This is a genomic window from Chryseobacterium sp. OSA05B, from assembly GCF_019970065.1.
Taxonomy (GTDB): domain Bacteria; phylum Bacteroidota; class Bacteroidia; order Flavobacteriales; family Weeksellaceae; genus Chryseobacterium.
On sequence record NZ_JAHXYH010000004.1, the window covers coordinates 163,040 to 179,407 of the forward strand.

The following is a 16,368-nucleotide window of genomic DNA, read 5'->3' on the forward strand; positions in this document are numbered from 1 at the left end:
TTTTAGAACATAAAAATATTAGACATAAAAACAGTGAAACTTTAACCCAATGAAGAGATTTTTAAGAATACTTAGGCGGACACTGATTTTTCTTTTGTGCGTGATTGTTGTATTGGGCATTGCAACCTATTTTTATATGAAACAGCCACAATTCGGAGCTCTGCCGGAAGGAAAAAGGCTGGAACTTATGAAGAAATCTCCTCATTATAGAGAGGGAAAGTTCAGAAATCTGATAGAAAAACCTACCCTGTCGGAAGGATATAACTTTACCGGAGAAATCTGGAAAGCACTCACTAAAAAGTATCCGCATACTGAACCCATCGACGTATTACCTTCTGTAAAAACAAATCTTAAAACAATTCCCGCAGACCGCAATGTCATCATTTGGTTTGGACATTCATCTTTCTTTCTGCAGGTAGATGGCGTTAAAATTCTGGTGGATCCTGTCTTCAGTGGAAAAATGACACCACTTCCCGGAAAGCCAGATGCCTATAAAGGAAGCGATATTTATTCCGTGAATGATATGCCAAAGATCGATTATATGCTTCTTTCTCATGACCATTATGACCATCTGGACTATGAAACAGCTAAAGCATTGCAGCCAAAAGTAAAGCATGTGATTTGTGGTTTAGGAGCTGGGGCACATTATGAAAGATGGGGCTATACGGCACAACAGATTGTAGAGAAAGATTGGGGTGATCGTGTGGATGTGAAGCCCGCGTTTTCTATTTTTACTGAAAATACCCATCACGATGGAGGAAGAGGGTTTAAGAGCTCACAAGCTTTGTGGCTTTCGTTTTTTATAGAGTCACCTGCTATGAATATTTATTACAGTGGTGATGGCGGGTACAGCAGTCGTTTTAAAGATATTGCTAAAAAACATCCTCAAATTGATTGGGCCGTTATGGAATGTGGTCAGTATAACAAAGCCTGGCAGTCAGTTCATGAGCTGCCGCAGGAAGTAGCACAGGCAACTTCAGAGCTGAATGCAAAGAACATGATTCCGGTGCATCATTCGAAATTCACACTGGCAAAACATCCCTGGAATGAGCCGTTGAAAGAGATCACAAAATATTCTCAGAATAAGAATTACAGACTGGCGACGCCAATGATTGGTGAATTGGTAGACCTGAACGACAACAAACAGGTCTTTAAACAGTGGTGGAAAAATGTCAGATAAAAACGTTTTATCAACACAGAATAAATATCTTGAAAAATTCATTTTAATATTCTGATTATTAATGGTTTAATTTATTATGGAATCCTAAGTAAATAATATGCTATAATGCTTTTAGTAAAAAACATTTAAAACTATCCGATAATTGTAAATAAGGTATTAAATTTGATAGTTTGTAACAGCGAATTAATTGCTGCTACTAATTGTAGTATATATTTTTAAAAAAATCAATAAATAAAGACAGTTTATGTGGAAAAATTTCAAACTGAATAAATTTTTACTCCTAATTCCATTGACAAGTCTAATGTTTTGTTTCAACTCGCCAAAGAACGACGACGAAAAGATGCAGACGATCATGGTGAGCGTAAAGAATACACTTTCTTATTTACATTACAGCCCGAAACCCATCAATGATGCCTATTCCAAGGACGTTTATAAACATTATTTCGAACTGGTAGATCCTGCAAAAAGATATTTCCTGCAGTCTGATATGGATGAATTCAACAAGCATGAAACAAAGCTTGATGACTATATCAGCCAGGGTGATCTGATATTCTACAAACTGACCATCGACAGATTGTATCAGAGAGTAGATGAGATCGATAAGATTACTCAGGATATTTTCAGCAAGCCGATCAATCTTCAGGAAGATGAATCATTGACTCTTGAGCCAAAGCTTAAAAAGGTACCGGCTAACAAGCAGGAACAGTATAACGAGTGGAGAAAGTATATCAAATACAATATCCTTCAGGAAATTGAGTCTATGAATAGCAAAGAAGAAGCTCAGAAGGAGAAGAAAGATTCTGTTCAGAAGTATAAGTTAAAAGATACAATCAAATATCAGCCGTTAAATCAGGATCAGAAGATCAAAAAAGCAACGGACGAAGTGAAAGACCTTGTAAAAGATACGTTTACAAGATTCAAAAAGAGAAAGAAAATGGATTGGTTTACGGTGTATATGAACGCATATACTGAAGTATTCGATCCGCATACCAACTACTATTCTCCAAAAGACAAGGAAGATTTTGATACACAGTTCACCGGAAAAGTGATTGGTATCGGAGCGCTTATTCAGGAGAAAAAAGGAAATCTGTTCTTGGGTGCTTTAACGATCGGTGCACCGGCATGGAAGTCTAAACAGCTTTCAGAAGGGGATAAGATCTTAAAAGTAAAATCCAAACCGAAAGAAGATGCCGTAAATGTGGTAGGAATGCTTTCTGATGAAGCCGTAAGACTGATCAGAGGGGAAAAAGGAACACCGGTAACACTGACGGTTCAGAAAAAAGACGGAACGATTAAAGATGTAACGATGATCCGTGAGGAAGTAGCTATTGAAGACACTTTTGCAAGAAGTATCGTAGTGAATTCTCCAAACGGAAAGAAATACGGATTTATCAATCTTCCAAGTTTTAATGCAGATTTTGAGGATTCTAAAGGTAGAAATGCTTCTGATGACATCAAAAATGAGATCATTAAACTTAAAGAACAGAACATTGAAGGAATTGTTCTTGACCTTAGAAATAATGGGGGTGGATCATTAACTGAAGTAGGGGATATCATGGGACTTTTCATGGAAGCAGGCCCTTACGTTCAGGTGAAAGACGGAAACGGAAAAATCCAGACCTTAAAAAATAAAAATGAAACTCCGATATGGACCGGACCACTAGTGATCATGCAGAATGAGCTTTCAGCTTCAGCTTCAGAGATCCTTGCCGGTGTAATGCAGGATTACGGAAGAGCGATGATCATCGGATCTCCGCAGTCTTTCGGAAAAGGAACCGTACAGACTTTTGTAGACCTGAACAGATTCCTAAATACGGAAGATGATTTCGGATCTTTAAAACTAACGATCCAGAAGTTCTACAGAATTACAGGAGAATCTACGCAGAGAAAAGGAATCGTTTCTGATATTCAGATGAAGGACTTCTTTACCTATGCAGAAGTAGGAGAGCGTTATGATGATTATGCTTTAGCCTGGGACAAGATTCCTGGGACAAAATTCCAGAAGCTGAATTATTTTAATATTCAGGCTCTTGAAAAAGCAAGTGCAGACAGAATGGCTAAAAACAACAACTATCAGCTATTGTTGGAATCTGCTCAGTGGAGAGAAAAACTGGATAAAGAAGAAAACATCACGCTTAACATCAATAAGTTCAATGAACTGATGAAGCAGAGAAAAGCTCAGATTGAGAAATTCAAAGCTTTAAGCAAGTTTGAGAACGGTCTTAAGTTCATGATGTATCCAAACGAAATTGAAAGAGAGAAAAAAGACGAAGCTTTCAAGAAGAAATCTGAAATGTGGATCAAAAATCTTAAGAAAGATCCATATCTGCAGGAAGCAATGAATATCGTTTCCGATATGGGAACTAAATCATAAATAAAAATGGCGCTGATCGAAGATCAGCGCCATTTTTATGCGATAGAGAATTACTTAATTTCTACACATCCCACTCTTCCGCCTGCATTTCCTGTAGGTTGAGTATGAAAATCATCGGCTGCAGCATGTACGATAAGCCCTTTCCCGATGATGTTTTTAGTTTCATCTGTACATCCCAGACACCATTTACTTGTCTTGAAAGTAAGGACGGCTTTCCCGGTTTGGTCAGCCGTTAAGTTTCCGATATCTCCCATGTGGAAATGTTCGGCACCCCATTTTCCGTGATCATCTTTAGCCGGATTCCAGTGTCCGCCTGTAGAAGTTCCATCGGCTGCAGAACAGTCGCCTTTTTCGTGGATATGTACTGCATGGATACCAGGAGTAAGATTCGTTACTTCAAGCTTCATAACAACCTCGTCTCCTTTCTGGGTGAATTTTGCCGTTCCGCCAGTCTCTGTTCCGCTCTTAGCGTTAACTGCGTACGTTTTTGTCGTACAGCATGAAGCCGCTAAAAATGCACACCCCGCAAGTAATGCTATTGTTTGTACTTTCATTTTTAAATGATTTAAAGTGATTATACCGTTAAATTTATAAAACATTTTCCGAAAGACTTTATGATTTCAATCCTTTTTTCGAAAACAGCAATATCTGACAAGTGAAATACAGCGTATCTTGATACCTTTACCGATCCACATTTATTAACCATGGAAGAACATAAAAAAAGAATCATAAAAGCCATCAGATACATTGATAACCACCTCGATGCTGATCTTTCTCTGGAAAAAATTGCAGACGTAGCCATGTACTCTTCCTTTCATTTTCACAGGATATTTAAGCTTATTACACACGAAACCCTCCAGAACTATATTACCAGAAAGAAAATAGAAAAAAGCGCCTTTTACCTGGCTGCAAAGAAAAATTTGGAAATGAAAGAGATCTTTCTTGATCTTGGATTTTCCAATCACTCCGTTTTCAGTAAGACTTTTAAAAAGCATTACGGGATATCGCCATCAGTTTTCAGAAATTCTGCTCCGGAAACCTTTCACAGGATTTTACAAATAGAGAGCAAGAACGGACAAGTAGATACGGTTTTCAGCCAATACATTTGCCATGTAGAAAACCTGTTAAACTGGACAAAAATGAATTTAAAAATTGAAGTAAAAGAGTTGCCCGAAATGAATGTGGCTTCAGTAATGAGCTTAGGAATTGCTAATGTGGAACCTTCTTTTAATATTCTCATAGAATGGGCAAAAAAGAAGCATTTGTTCCCCCGTGACAATGTCAAGATGATCTCCATTTATAATGACAGTTGTAAAGTGACTCCATTGGATAAGGTCAGAATCCATGCATGTATGCTTCTTGATGAAAAGCTGGAGGAACAGAGCGGAGTGGTTTTTTCAGAAACCATTGAGGCTGGCAAATTTATTTTAGGAAGCGGCGAATTTACGCTTGACGATTTTGAAAAGTGCTGGGTATCCCTGTTTTTATGGATGAATGAGCATCATTATGCCATGAGAAAAGCGTTCCCTTTTGAGATCTATCATTCGAATTTTAAAGAACATCCTGAGGGTAAAATGATTGTGGATTTCTGTATCCCGATTCATTAATTTCCCATTCAGCAGCTAAAGTATGCCTTTCAGTAAAATTTATTTTATAGAAAGGCATATTCCGTACTATTTTTGATTCGAAAATGAAAACCATGAAAACACAAGGAAAAAAACTTTTACTGCTGATCGCTTTTCTGTCCTTTATCGCAGGATATGCACAGATCAGGATCTCAGGAAAAGTCACTTTTAAAAATAAAGGAGTCAATGAAATCAATGTCACTTTAAAAGACACCTATGATGGTGCAACTACTGATGCTCAGGGGAATTTCTCTTTTGAAACATCAGAAAAAGGAAATCAGACCCTGACCTTTACCCATCCGAAGTATCAGAATATAGAAAAAGCAATTGTTATTGATAATCAGGATATTTCTGTCAATGCTGAGCTTAAGGAAGAGATCAGCGAGATCGATGCCGTAGTAGTTTCTGCCGGTTCCATTGAAGCCAGTGATAAAAAGAGAGCAACAGCACTTTTGACACCTATTGACATTTACACCACAGCTGGTGCAGACGGACAGATTTCTTCGGCTTTAAATTACCTTCCAGGTGTTCAGAAAGTGGGTGAATCAGAAGGCCTTTTCATAAGAGGAGGTACGGGAACAGAATCCAAGATCTTTATGGATGGAAGTTTGATCAACAATTATTTCTCAAACTCAGTTCCGGGGATTGCAGGAAGAGACCGCTTCAATACGTCTCTGTTTAAAGGAAATATCTTTTCAAGCGGTGGTTATTCTGCATTATACGGACAGGCTCTTTCCGGTGCGCTGATGCTGGAAAGTGTGGATCTTCCGGACCAGAGCTCTTATGATTTTGGAATTTCACCTATATTTTTGAGTGCAGGATTTCAGAAGCTGGGAGAAGGTAAAACCCATTCTTTTGGAGCTACTTTAGGCTACTCACTCCTGAGTCTTATGCAGAACGTTTTTAATTTTAATACCGATTTTATTGATGCTCCGCAGGGGTTAAACGGTGATTTTAATTTCAGAATCAAAACAAAATCAGGTGGCTTTCTGAAGTATTACGGAATGTATGACTCTAATAAAATGGGAGTGAAAACAGAGAGTTTAGAACCGGGATATGATTTTGCCCTCGTACGATTGAAGGGAAATAATACTTATCACAATCTTTCTTTTAAGCAAAAATTCGGAAAATATCTTCTGAATGCTGCCACTTCATATTCCTACAACAGATCTGATCTTAATTTTTCTACGGAAACCAATAATTTGGAATCAGATCCATCAAAGCTTTTAACGAATGGAAATTACATCAATTTTAAAGCGGTTGTCGAAAGAAAAATAAATAAAATCAGTGCCGTAAGAGCCGGTTTTGAATTAAATAATACAGATGAAAAACTCAATTTTGGGGAAGTACAGAAACATTATACCGATCTGATCTCTGCCGTTTTCGCGGAAACGGATCTTGGGTTCAGTAATGCATTATCCGCCAAAATAGGAGTAAGGGCTGAAAATTCTTCTTTCTTAGGAAAAACCAATTTTGCCCCCCGTTTTGCACTGGCTTACCGTCTGGCACAAGACTGGACGACTTCTTTTGCTTATGGATTGTTTTATCAGAATCCTGAAAGCAAATACATCAATGGACCGGCAGATCTGGATTTTCAGAAATCACAACATTATATTTTCCAGGTTCAGAGAGCGTCAGAGGGAAGAAGCCTGCGTTTTGAAGCTTTTTATAAGAAGTATGATCAATTGATCAAAACATTTAATATAACACCGGGCAGCGAACAGAATCAACAGGTACAGACCGCTTTGAACAATAATGGAGATGGATACGCTAAGGGACTGGAGCTTTTCTGGAGAGATAAAAAGACTTTCAAGAACATTGATTACTGGCTGAGCTACTCTTTCCTTGATTCTCAAAGAGATTTCATCAATTATCCGATGAGTTTAAAGCCGAATTTCGCTTCCGCACACACACTTTCTGCTGTGGCCAAAAGATTTATCCCGGAGTGGAAACTGGGTGTGAACTTATCTTATACTTATGCTAAAGGTCGCCCTTATTATGATATTGCAACGAAAACCGAGAACAGTAATGTGATCAATTACATCAGAAATGAAGGGAAACTGAAAGATTACAATGCTTTGAATATCAGCTTCAATTATCTTCCGAATTTGGGGAAGAAAGATGCCAAAGCATTTACGGTATTGGTATTGAGCGTTTCCAATGTGTTAGGATCTAAAAATGTCTATGGTTATAATTTCTCCCTTGACGGATCCAGAAGCTCATCGGTAGTTCCACCGGTCAATACCTTTGTATTTATAGGAGCTTTCATCAGTTTTGGAGTAGACAGAACGCAGGATGCCATCAATAATAATTTATAAAAATAACTGCGACAGATATCACAATCGTTGCAAAATACATAACTTCGAAAAGACAATTAATTCACTTAAAAAATTGATATAATGAAAAAATACCTATTAAGTTTTGCTTTAGCTTTTATGAGTTCAACAGCTTTTGCACAGGCAGATTACGAAAAAATAATGACTGAAAAGATCGCGAAAACAGAGACCTGTAAAACGCCGGAAGAGTTTCAGACATTGGCCAATGATTTCCAGAGAATCGGAAGCAAGGAAAGTTCAAAGTGGCTTCCTCCTTACTACGCAGCATTTTCCCAGATTCAGAAGGGAAGGTTGATGATGAGAAACGGAAATATGCAGGGTCTGGATGAAACAGCTGCAGAAGCAGACAAATATCTGGCAAGCGCTCAAAACCTTGCAGGAGCAGATAATGCAGAGATTCATTTGCTGAGAAAAATGGCCGCATCTTTAAGAATGATGGTTAATCCCGCGCAGCGTTACATGACAGACGGAGCGAAAGCCACTGAAGAGATGGGAATTGCTGAGAAGCTAGATCCTTCAAACCCGAGAGTAGCGCTTATCAAAGCAGAAGATGTGTATTTTACCCCTGAACAATATGGGGGAAGCAAAACCAAAGGTCTGGAAATGTTCAAAGAAGCACTGACGAAATTTAATGCCTATAAGCCAAAAACAAGCTTAGACCCGAATTGGGGCAAAACAGAAGCGGAATATTTTCTGAGTATGCCGGCAAAATAACAATGAAACCTAAGCCTTCTTGACACGGAAGGCTTTTTTAATTCCATTCGGAAGGGAAAATCTGCCCTTCGGTAAATAATAATTTTTGATACCTTTATTAAAGACTAATTTTGAACCAGGAAAACCGCTCATGAAACGTAAAGGATTTATCATATTATTTTGGGTATCGCTGGGAACAGCATTATTTTTCTTCTTGTTTTTTACCAAAGAGAAAAGTCTTCACAATTTTTTTATTACCCTGTTGATTTCTACCATGTATTCCTTTATTCTTGGATTTGGAAATGCTTTTATCAATGATTTTCTCAATAAGAGATTTCCGTGGTCTGAAACCACCGGGATAAGAACCGCATTAAGTGTGGTCTCCATCATCATAGGGAATTTTATTCTGGTCTATTTCTGTAATTATATCAACTATGTACAGATCCAGAAAGTAGCCACCACAGAAGTTTTTTTCTCTAAAGAATATGCAACGACCAACTGGTTCATGATCAATATCGCGCTTCTGATCTCAGCGTTTCTCCATGCCAAAAGTTTCATGGAAGAAATGAAGAAGACCTCCAGAAAAGAAGTGGTGGAACAGAAGCTGATTGCCAAGTCTGCGAACGCACAGTTTGAAAGTCTGAAAAACCAGCTGGATCCGCATTTTCTCTTTAATTCTTTAAATGTATTAAGCTCCCTGATCGATGAGAATCCCAATCAGGCGCAGAAGTTTACGGCTTCAATGTCAAAGATTTACCGGTATGTACTTGAACAGAAAGATAAAGAACTCGTGACGGTGGAAGACGAGATTGAATTCGCAAAAACCTATTGTGAGCTTTTAAAAACAAGATTTGAGGATAGTGTAGATTTTGTTTTCGATGTAAAAAAAGAAGAATACAGAAGATATGTAGTGCCACTTTCCCTTCAACTTTTGCTGGAAAACTGTATCAAACATAATTTTGCGACCTCTTCGAAACCTCTGGTCATTAAAATATTCTCTGAAAATGATACGCTCTGTATTGAAAACAATCTGCAGGCAAGAGAACAGATGAAGGAAAGCGCCGGAATAGGATTGGCCAATATTGTTCAGCGTTATGCGCTGCTTACGAAGAAGAATGTTTTCATAGAAAAATCCGGGGATTATTTTAAAGTAAAAGTTCCGATACTTTCCAGTAAGCCCAACACAGTCAGTGTAAAAAACGAAGATGAAAACGGCTCTTACGAAAAGGCCAAGAAGAGGGTAAAGGAATTAAAAGGTTTTTACGGCAATTTGATTTCCTACTGTACCATCATCCCTTTTCTGATTATTATCAACCTGATTGTTTCTCCTAAAAACCTTTGGTTCTACTTTCCCATGTTAGGGTGGGGAGTTGGGGTCGTTTCTCACGCATTTCAGGTTTTTGGGGTAGGAGAATCCTGGAAAGAAAAGAAGATTCGGGAAATCATGAATAAACAAAAAAATAGAAATAATGGAAACTTATGACGAAGACAACATCCGCTACGAGCAGGCCAGAAGGCAGGTGGAGCGGTTAAGAGGATTTTACGGGCACTTATTCGCCTATATCGCAGTGAATGCCATGATTGTGGTATATAACATTAGGCATTTAGAGCCTGGAGAGAGCTATTTTCAGTTCAAAAACTTCTTTACAGCGACCTTCTGGGGAATAGGCTTGGTAGCTCATGCGATAGCGGTTTATCTGCCTAATATTGGCTTTATAAGAGACTGGGAGGAAAAGCAGATCAGGAAACTGATGAAAAAAAAGAAAAAGTAAATCATTACGGAATGATGACGTTTAAAATTAGACTGACTTTTTAACCTAATAATACAGATATGCATCTTCTACAAGTCTTATTTTCCATTTCAATGGTAGCCTGGTTCATCACGGAGTTCCTCTACAAAAATATGCTGAAATCCGGCAAAGAGGATAAGAAAGACAAAGATAAATCTACTCTGAACATCCTGTGGATGGCCATTCCTTTTTCCATAGCAACTTCAGTAGCAGCTTCGTATATGACAAGATTCCCAATCTCTGAAGGAGTCTGGATTCTGTATGTGGGTGAAGCTTGCATCCTGACCGGAATTATATTCAGGTTTATCATCATCAGATCCTTAGGAAAATACTTTACGGTAGATGTAACGATAAAACAAGATCATCAGATCAAAAAAGAAGGATTCTATAAATACCTGAGACATCCTTCGTATGCATTTTCCCTATTAACTTCCTTTGGATTAGGCTTGTATCTCAATAATTGGTTTTCGCTCATTCTGGCCTTTCTTCCACCATTTATCGCTTTCACTTACCGGATCAAAATTGAAGAACAGGCTCTGGTAGAACAATTCGGGGAAGAATATGTAGAGTACAGAAAAAAGACAAAAAAACTCATTCCCTTTATTTATTGATATTTGCTCGAAATAGGGATCTGCTCAATTGTAAGATCAGCGAGAGATCAATGAGCTTTAGAAACACAAAACTCGATTTATATTTATCTGATAATTTGCTGGAAATCTTTTATTTTCTAGTGCCTTACTCAATTCAGGAAAAATCTTGCGACTTTGAGTTTATCCAACCCCAAAAACAACTAGCCAATCCATCTTTTTACGATTCAGAAAGCATAATCTACCACTCAGTCATATAAAGTTGATCGAAGCCCCATTTCTGACCTACCTTTGATTCAACAAAAAAATAAACTCACCTTTTAACAATAAAAATTATGGAAACATTAGGATACACAAAAGAAACCCATGCTTACAAAAAAGCAGCAAAAAGAGTAAAAGAACTGAAAGGATTCTACGGAAACCTGACCTCATACTGTCTTGTTATTCCTTTCTTGTTAGCATTAAATCTGCTTACATCTCCCGGTCATTTATGGTTCTATTGGCCAATGCTTGGATGGGGAATCGGAATTGTTGCGCATGCTGTCAATGTTTATGGCATAGGAAAAGAATGGGAAGAAAAAAAGATCAAGGAACTGATGGATCAGGATACAAGAAACATTAAAACATTATAATTAACCATAAAAACTTTAACGACCATGGATTACGATAGCGCATACGAGAGAGTGACTCAACTGAGAAAATTTTACAAAAGCCTTCTTTGGTTTGGAATAGTTGCCGGAATTATCTTTTTTGATGATATTTTTGAAAAAGGGACATTCGATTTTTCTTTATTCGACGGATCTGTTATTCTGGTGATCTGGGGGATTTTCTTAACGGTAAAAGCGGTAAAATTATTCCTTTTAGACGGAGAATGGGAAAGGGGTATTATAGAAAAAGAGATGAAGAAAAGCAAAAAGAATATAGATTTTTAAGCTGTTTATTTTTTATCTAATTTTATCCCGATTTAAACTAAAAACTGAAACTCAATGATCAAGACTGTCATTATCGAAGACGAAAAACCTGCTTCAAGGAAATTGGAAAGAATGCTGAGTAATTTTCCTGAAATAGAGGTGGTTGGCAAAATAGAATCAGTAGAAGAAGGAGTGGCGTGGTTTTCTGAAAACGAGCATCCGCAGCTGATCTTTTCGGACATCGTTCTTGGGGACGGACTGTCTTTTGATATTTTTGAAAAAGTGCCTACCAAAGGGTTTATCATTTATACGACAGCTTTTGATCAGTATACGTTGAAAGCATTTAAACTGAACAGCATCGATTATCTTTTAAAACCTATTCTGGAAGAAGATCTTTCCGGAGCGGTGGAGAAGTTTAAATCATTCATTCCGGCCAATAATACGAGCGGTTCTGAAGATATCAAACAGCTGATCCGAAAGGAAAAATCTACACTGTCCAGAGTTTTGGTGAAGATCGGATATAATCTGAAAATTGTTCAGACCCAGGAAATTAGCTGCTTTTTCAGTGAAAATAAGATTGTCTATCTTCAGACGGAAGAGCGAGTTTACCCGTCGGATTTTACCCTCGATGAACTGGAAGATATTCTGGAGGAAAAGAAATTTTTCCGGGTCAACAGACAGTTTATCATCAATTCGGAGTATATAAAAAACATCCATACATCTCCATACTACAAAGTGGATATGGAGTTTCAGCCACAGGAAGAAATCACGGTAAGCCGTGACCGGGTGAAGGATTTTAAAGAATGGCTGGTAAACTAAATTTGTTGTTTATGTATAAAGAAGTTTGGAAAGAATGCTTTGCCTCGATTTGCGCAATAAAATTTTTGGATTATACACATAATTATTTAGGCTCAGGAACAGGGTTTAAAGTTGAAAATTTTATAATCACAAATCATCATGTATTTATGGGGTATTTAGCCGCAGAATATATTGAAATCAGCTTTGTGAAAGAAGACGGAAATACGGTTAGTGCACTTAAAAGGTATCATAAGACTGATTTTTTAAATATGTTAAGGGATTCGCTGCCTGAAAGTTCATGGGATTTTGCAATTTTAAAACTACCAGAGAAAGATTTTGAAGGAATACCCTCACTTGAATTTTCAAATGATCAGATTCAGATAGGTGAATCGACAGCTATACTAGGATATCAATTTTTACAACCTAATCTATCAATTAAAAGGGGCATCATTTCTTCACTTTTGAAAGAGGCAGGAGTAAATAAGATACAAATAGATTCATCTGTTAATAAAGGAAATTCTGGAGGGCCTTTGATAAATCTTTCTAATAAAAAAGTAATAGGAATAGTTACAAGAAAGGGAACGGGCTTAAGTGATGCTTTTGGTGAATTGATGAAGAGTTATGACCAAAACATTGAATACCTTCAAAAATCTCCAGCAACTATGATTATTGGTGATTTTAATCCTAAAGAAATATTGATAATAAACCAAGAACAGATGAAACGTACAGCTAGAGAGATCGAAAGGTCTTCCAATGTTGGAATTGGATATGCATATTCTTTGGACAAAGTACAAGAATTCTTTAAATAAATTATTTTATTAATTACCGATAATCTATCCTGTTAGACTCTGTATCTTCAAGTTGTTTTATAATAGATTTTGGGATTTCATCACTGTCAATCGGGAAGCTGATAGAGTCTGAAATAAAAGATTTTCGGTCTGCTTTCTGGAATATTTCGAACAGGGCTATCGGCTCCTGATTAAAACTGATACATGTACTTATAAAATGAACCTCATGGAGCTTGTATTCTGGATTTTTAAGCTTTTCCTTGATATCTTTTATCCTTGAGATAAAATGCCGCTGGCGGATAAACGTATTGCTGTTCATGATGATGAATACGTAATCGGAGTAGGCCGTCACTTTTCCGAAATATTTATGATGGTCGCCGCCGCTTCGCTCGATGAAATATTCACCGGTGGTTTCGGATTTGTAGATCTCCATGGCAGAACGCCATATGCGCTCGTCTCTTGCCTGTAAAGGATTCTCCGGCAGATTTCTGTTATACGAATACCAGCAGCCTACTAAACGGTCTAAAAGGGCTGTATTCTGATTCACATTATTCATATCGATCCTGAGATCATTGAAATTGAATGCTTCTGTGTTCGAATTTACGAAATCTATATAATTTGAATACCCCAATACTTTCACAATCTGGCTTAATTTGGCGAGATTCGGCCTGCTTAAAACCGCATTATTATTGTGTTGATACTTCTTTAATTTGTTGATTACAAGATGCTCATAAAGATAATTCGTACCCAGGAGATCGGGTTCTTTCTTTATTCCTTTTTCTGAATGATCATTCGTAATCAGCTCGTTCAGTTCCGCGCTGATGTAGGTCCATTCTGTTTTGGTGACATCTTCCCATTGATTTTTTTTCAGAAAATGCTGACTCAGGAAATTCATTAATTTCTCAAGATGTTGAATATCCTCCTTTTTCATTGTAATAGTTTGCTTGTGTTATGTAAGACTAATATAAGATTTTTATACATCTAAATAAGATTTATGAAAGACTTTTATATTGTTTAATCCATTGATATTTGAGTAGAAAAATAAATGATAACACAATGGAAACAACAATCTTATTAAAGGACGAAACCCTTTGGAAAAGGATACAGAACTTTTCACTGGATGCTTCAGATGCTGTTTTTCCTTTTTCGAAAAAACTGGCAAAGGAAGAGCGCTGGACGTTAGAGTTTGCTCAAAAAGCCATTCAGGAGTATAAAAAATTTGTTTATCTCTGCTGTATCCTACCCAATGGAGCTTCTCCAAGTGAAACGGTAGACAAAGTATGGCATATGCACCTGATCTACACACAGAACTACTGGGAGGAATTCTGCCCGAATATCTTAAAAAGAAAGCTCCATCACCATCCTTCAAAAGGAGGCGTTTCTGAGAAAAAGAAACATCAGGACTGGCATCATGACACTTTACATCATTATAAGGAAATCTTTCAGCAGGAAGCACCGGAAGATATCTGGACAGATCAGATAAAGAAAAAAGATCAGCAGACTTTCTGGAAAAATGGACTTAAATTCCTTTCGCTGGGCAGCCTCTTATTTCTGATGTGTTCCTGCTCCGGAGGTATTTTGGGAGGAGTGATCATCACAATTTCATGCATCATGGGCTTCTTTATCTTCATGGGGTTTATTTCATGGATTTTCGAAGGAAATATCAACAGAGAACAGGATAAAAATGTCAGCAGCAATTCCGATGGAGGTTCAAGCTGCAACAGCGGCTCCAGTTGTGGAGGCGGAGGCAGCTGTGGCGGTGGATGCGGAGGAGGTTGTGGCGGATGCGGCGGTTAAAAAATAAGAGCTATGAAAAAAATACTGTTCTACTCAGTCCCGGTACTGATAAGCATGATCTGGCTTATTCTTACACAGCAGACCTGTAACCCGATCTCAATAAAAGGCCCTGAATTTCTGAAATTTTATTTGATTCTTGTGCTTGGTTTTTATGCTTTAGTGATGGTTTTGAAATCTTTTAAGGGAAACAGCTCAAAAACAATGTTTTACTTTATGATTTTAATTCTTTTACTGGGCATTGTAAAAGTAATTAAAGGTTTAATCATAGGAAAACCAGTCGGATATCTTGTTGTGATACTTATTGCCGAAGGGGTGATCATTCTGTGTCAGCCAGGTGTAAAGTCCAATACAAAACATAAGCCTATTTAAAACCAATATCATGACCAGGAAATTCACGGAAGTTGAGAAAAATATTCTATACAAGAATATTCCTTTGCAAAAGCAGGGCCATGCCATAGGGTGGGAACCGGTTTTGTTTATTGTTCTGACCCTAATCCTTTTTGTATTGGGAATCAAAATAATTTTATTTGATTATAATCCATTTTTTGATGATGAAAAAGAGACTTTGGGCTCTTTTCTCTATTTTATGACGGCGTTTATCCCTATCGGTGCAGGATCTTTCGTAAGCGTTGCCGTTTTATTTATGCTCGTGAAAAATATGATTTTGTATCCAAAGTATGGAAAATACGCAGTAGAAAAGTCATTTGATGTGGCAGACATTGAGATTATTCAGGGGAATGGATCCGAAGATTTTATCATCCGGATTTTCAATAGCAGAGAAGGAAAAACAGAAATAAAAATCGGTCTGAAAATAGCCGTAGAATCCTCTTTAAAAGATAATTTTCTCACAGCAATTGAAAAATACAGCGTTAAAAATTCTAAAAGCATTCGTATTCCGTTTATGAAGATTCTGCATATTCTTGAAACGAAACCTTTTTCAGGAATGGTACATCTAAGATTAAATGATTTTTCCACCGGTATGAAACTGGATTCCAGCCAGCTGATCTATTCTTATGATGTTTTTTTCAAAACAAAATATAAGGTAATCTCCAGCTTAAAAACAAAAGAACCACTTTTTATCAATTTCTACGGAGATGCTATTGAAAAAGAAATCAATTTTACAATGAGCGATGTGGAAAGTAAAATAACCTACTATTTTGTTGAAGATTATTTGCTTTAGATAGAACTGTATTTGGCTGATCAGGCCCGGAAAAATAAAAAAACAACCCCAAAACAAAGTGCTTCGGGGTTTTATAGATATCAATTAAGATGATTTAATTGTCTTGTTTTTCCTGATTTGGTTTGTAACCGTATTTGCGTACCATTGCTGAAGTGATCACAGCTAGGATAAGGGTGGCAGCAATATTTGAAGCTTCCGTATGTACAATCATCTGATAAAGATTATACCCAAAAACGGCACTTACAACAGGGATTAATAGCAGGTTGACAAAAGCATACTGGTTTTTTGAAGTCGTTTTCATAGTGATAT

General features: G+C 37.3%; 18 protein-coding genes. 15 read left to right on the forward strand and 3 right to left on the reverse strand.

Annotated features, from left to right (window positions below):
* Positions 1-136: 136 nt before the first annotated feature.
* Complete coding sequence (locus tag LC419_RS16465) at positions 137-1,180, forward strand: MBL fold metallo-hydrolase (protein ID WP_223608383.1); 1,044 nt, start codon at positions 137-139, stop codon at positions 1,178-1,180.
* A gap of 244 nt (positions 1,181-1,424) precedes the next feature.
* A complete protein-coding gene (locus LC419_RS16470; RefSeq protein WP_223608384.1) occupies positions 1,425-3,554 on the forward strand; it encodes a carboxy terminal-processing peptidase in 2,130 nt (709 codons plus the stop codon).
* A gap of 50 nt (positions 3,555-3,604) precedes the next feature.
* On the opposite strand, the gene LC419_RS16475 is transcribed toward LC419_RS16470, so the two are convergent.
* Positions 3,605-4,108 carry a superoxide dismutase family protein gene (locus LC419_RS16475; RefSeq protein WP_223608385.1) on the reverse strand — a complete coding sequence of 168 codons (504 nt, stop codon included), beginning with the start codon at positions 4,106-4,108 and terminating at the stop codon, positions 3,605-3,607.
* Between the two features lie 150 nt (positions 4,109-4,258).
* On the opposite strand from LC419_RS16475, the gene LC419_RS16480 reads away from it, so the two are divergent.
* The 10 genes from LC419_RS16480 to LC419_RS16525 all read left to right on the forward strand — a co-directional run bounded on the left by LC419_RS16480 (position 4,259) and on the right by LC419_RS16525 (position 13,103).
* Positions 4,259-5,161 carry a GyrI-like domain-containing protein gene (locus LC419_RS16480; protein WP_223608386.1) on the forward strand — a complete coding sequence of 301 codons (903 nt, stop codon included), beginning with the start codon at positions 4,259-4,261 and terminating at the stop codon, positions 5,159-5,161.
* A 92-nt stretch (positions 5,162-5,253) separates the two neighbouring features.
* Positions 5,254-7,497: a TonB-dependent receptor gene (locus LC419_RS16485; protein ID WP_223608387.1), complete on the forward strand. Its 2,244-nt coding sequence runs from the start codon at positions 5,254-5,256 to the stop codon at positions 7,495-7,497.
* Between the two features lie 81 nt (positions 7,498-7,578).
* Positions 7,579-8,229 carry a hypothetical protein gene (locus LC419_RS16490; RefSeq protein ID WP_223608388.1) on the forward strand — a complete coding sequence of 217 codons (651 nt, stop codon included), beginning with the start codon at positions 7,579-7,581 and terminating at the stop codon, positions 8,227-8,229.
* Between the two features lie 130 nt (positions 8,230-8,359).
* Complete coding sequence (locus LC419_RS16495; RefSeq protein ID WP_223608389.1) at positions 8,360-9,691, forward strand: 2TM domain-containing protein; 1,332 nt, start codon at positions 8,360-8,362, stop codon at positions 9,689-9,691.
* Entirely contained in the window at positions 9,678-9,980 is a 303-nt protein-coding gene (locus tag LC419_RS16500; protein ID WP_223608390.1) for a 2TM domain-containing protein, read from the forward strand. The genes LC419_RS16495 and LC419_RS16500 overlap by 14 nt, the downstream gene beginning before the upstream one ends.
* Before the next feature lie 59 nt (positions 9,981-10,039).
* A complete protein-coding gene (locus tag LC419_RS16505; protein ID WP_223608391.1) occupies positions 10,040-10,609 on the forward strand; it encodes an isoprenylcysteine carboxylmethyltransferase family protein in 570 nt (189 codons plus the stop codon).
* Between the two features lie 311 nt (positions 10,610-10,920).
* Entirely contained in the window at positions 10,921-11,217 is a 297-nt protein-coding gene (locus LC419_RS16510) for a 2TM domain-containing protein (protein WP_223608392.1), read from the forward strand.
* A 24-nt stretch (positions 11,218-11,241) separates the two neighbouring features.
* A complete protein-coding gene (locus tag LC419_RS16515; RefSeq protein WP_223608393.1) occupies positions 11,242-11,517 on the forward strand; it encodes a 2TM domain-containing protein in 276 nt (91 codons plus the stop codon).
* Positions 11,518-11,571: 54 nt separating this feature from the next.
* Entirely contained in the window at positions 11,572-12,315 is a 744-nt protein-coding gene (locus tag LC419_RS16520; protein ID WP_223608394.1) for a LytTR family DNA-binding domain-containing protein, read from the forward strand.
* A gap of 11 nt (positions 12,316-12,326) precedes the next feature.
* On the forward strand, positions 12,327-13,103 hold the full coding sequence (locus LC419_RS16525; protein WP_223608395.1) for a serine protease: 777 nt from the start codon (positions 12,327-12,329) through the stop codon (positions 13,101-13,103).
* Between the two features lie 13 nt (positions 13,104-13,116).
* Here LC419_RS16525 and LC419_RS16530 read toward each other — a convergent pair whose 3' ends face one another.
* Complete coding sequence (locus LC419_RS16530; RefSeq protein ID WP_223608396.1) at positions 13,117-14,013, reverse strand: hypothetical protein; 897 nt, start codon at positions 14,011-14,013, stop codon at positions 13,117-13,119.
* A gap of 125 nt (positions 14,014-14,138) precedes the next feature.
* Here LC419_RS16530 and LC419_RS16535 point away from each other — a divergent pair, with 125 nt between their 5' ends.
* Genes LC419_RS16535 through LC419_RS16545 form a run of 3 tightly spaced genes read left to right on the forward strand, consistent with a single transcriptional unit; the run spans position 14,139 to position 16,059 of the window.
* Positions 14,139-14,879, forward strand: a complete 741-nt coding sequence (locus LC419_RS16535; protein ID WP_223608397.1) for a hypothetical protein — start codon at positions 14,139-14,141, stop codon at positions 14,877-14,879.
* A 12-nt stretch (positions 14,880-14,891) separates the two neighbouring features.
* Positions 14,892-15,248: a hypothetical protein gene (locus LC419_RS16540; protein WP_223608398.1), complete on the forward strand. Its 357-nt coding sequence runs from the start codon at positions 14,892-14,894 to the stop codon at positions 15,246-15,248.
* 10 nt (positions 15,249-15,258) lie between these two features.
* On the forward strand, positions 15,259-16,059 hold the full coding sequence (locus LC419_RS16545) for a hypothetical protein (RefSeq protein ID WP_223608399.1): 801 nt from the start codon (positions 15,259-15,261) through the stop codon (positions 16,057-16,059).
* 94 nt (positions 16,060-16,153) lie between these two features.
* Here LC419_RS16545 and LC419_RS16550 read toward each other — a convergent pair whose 3' ends face one another.
* Positions 16,154-16,360: a hypothetical protein gene (locus LC419_RS16550; RefSeq protein ID WP_223608400.1), complete on the reverse strand. Its 207-nt coding sequence runs from the start codon at positions 16,358-16,360 to the stop codon at positions 16,154-16,156.
* Positions 16,361-16,368: the final 8 nt, after the last annotated feature.